General features: G+C 42.3%; 1 protein-coding gene and 1 pseudogene. Both read right to left on the bottom strand.

Going from position 1 to position 1,337, the window contains the following annotated elements; all coding sequences use genetic code 11:
* Nucleotides 1-309, bottom strand: a pseudogene (locus HCR01_RS37890) (ATP-binding protein); the annotation flags it as partial.
* A 128-nt stretch (nucleotides 310-437) separates the two neighbouring features.
* Nucleotides 438-1,337 (bottom strand): RNA polymerase sigma factor, RpoD/SigA family (locus HCR01_RS37895; protein ID WP_193201010.1); only part of this gene is annotated, 900 nt, incomplete at its 5' end.

Genomic DNA, 1,337 nt, shown 5'->3' on the forward strand with positions numbered 1-1,337 from the left:
AATATCTACATCGGTCATTTCCAGGTCTTCGCTAGACTCAAAATACACCACATGAAAGTTTAGCGCTTCGAGTTCTACCTGTAAGCGTAATAGTTCCGTTGATTTGCCGCAGCCTATATGCCCAGTAAACAAAGTACAGGTTGGTTCGTTCAGCTTGAAGAATGCAATTTCCTGTTTTAGCTTACCTATAATATCCCCACCTCTGACCTGGGAGAAGTCTATATAATACTTGATATCTAAACGTTGATTGACAAGTAAAGTCCGGCTTGGGTTAGTTCTTTGGAAAAATTTTAGTAAATCTATAGTCATAATAAAGTAATCTCTTGATTCTTCCTGCTTAATTTCTTAACAGTTGTAGCTATTTATTTCCAATATGTAGGATAGCGCTCTTAACTCATAAAATGTTTTCGTGGGAGAGCGACAATATCAAACAGTATTTAACCGATTAAATGCTGTTTGAGATCATGTTGTGAACGGCGCAGAATATTCATCGCTTTAACTTGAATTTGGCGAACCCGCTCTCGACTGAGGTCTAAGCGTTTTCCAATCTCAGCCAGGGTCAGTTCACGATCCGAATCTAGCCCAAAGCGCAAAATTATCACTTCTCTTTGTATGGGTGTTAGCAATGAGAGCGCATTAATCATGTCTTGGCGCAAACATTCTTGGGTGATATGTTCATCTAGAGAAACGCTTTTATCTTGTAAGAGTTCACCCAGTTCTGTATTCTGGTTTTCTCCCACTGACTGGAACAGAGAAACTGGCTGACGAGAAACGCTGATATATTCCCAAATCTGATTGGGCTGTTCGTTTAATGCAAGAGCAATTTCTGTGATGGTAGAACGGCGACCTAACGTTTGAGACAGTTCGCGCTGTACCTTCTTGATTTTGTTGAGTTTCTCATTTAAGTGAATGGGCAAGCGAATAGTACGGGAGGTTTGGGCTATAGCCCGTGTGATAGACTGCACAATCCACCAGTATACATAGGTAGAAAGCTTATGGCCCCGGTTGGGATCAAACTTCTCGATACCCCGCTGTAAACCCAGTGACCCTTCTTGGAGCAAATCGAGAAATTCCATGTTACGGTTCTGGTATTTCTTGGCGACCGAAACCACCAACCGCAAATTCGCTGTCACCATTTTTTGCTTCGCTCTGTGACCAAGTTTCAGAAATTGAGTTACTTCGGCTTCAGTTTTGTTAATGTCTGCAGCTAATTCAACCGAAGTTGGTTCTCGGTGCAGTTGTTTGGTAAGCATAGTTCTTGCTTGCGCGATTACCATCATCTGCTGTACCTGCCTTGCGTAGGCAATTTCTTGCTCAGGAGTCAGCAACGGAAAGCG

The organism is Nostoc sp. MG11 (assembly GCF_014904695.1).
Lineage (GTDB): Bacteria > Cyanobacteriota > Cyanobacteriia > Cyanobacteriales > Nostocaceae > Komarekiella.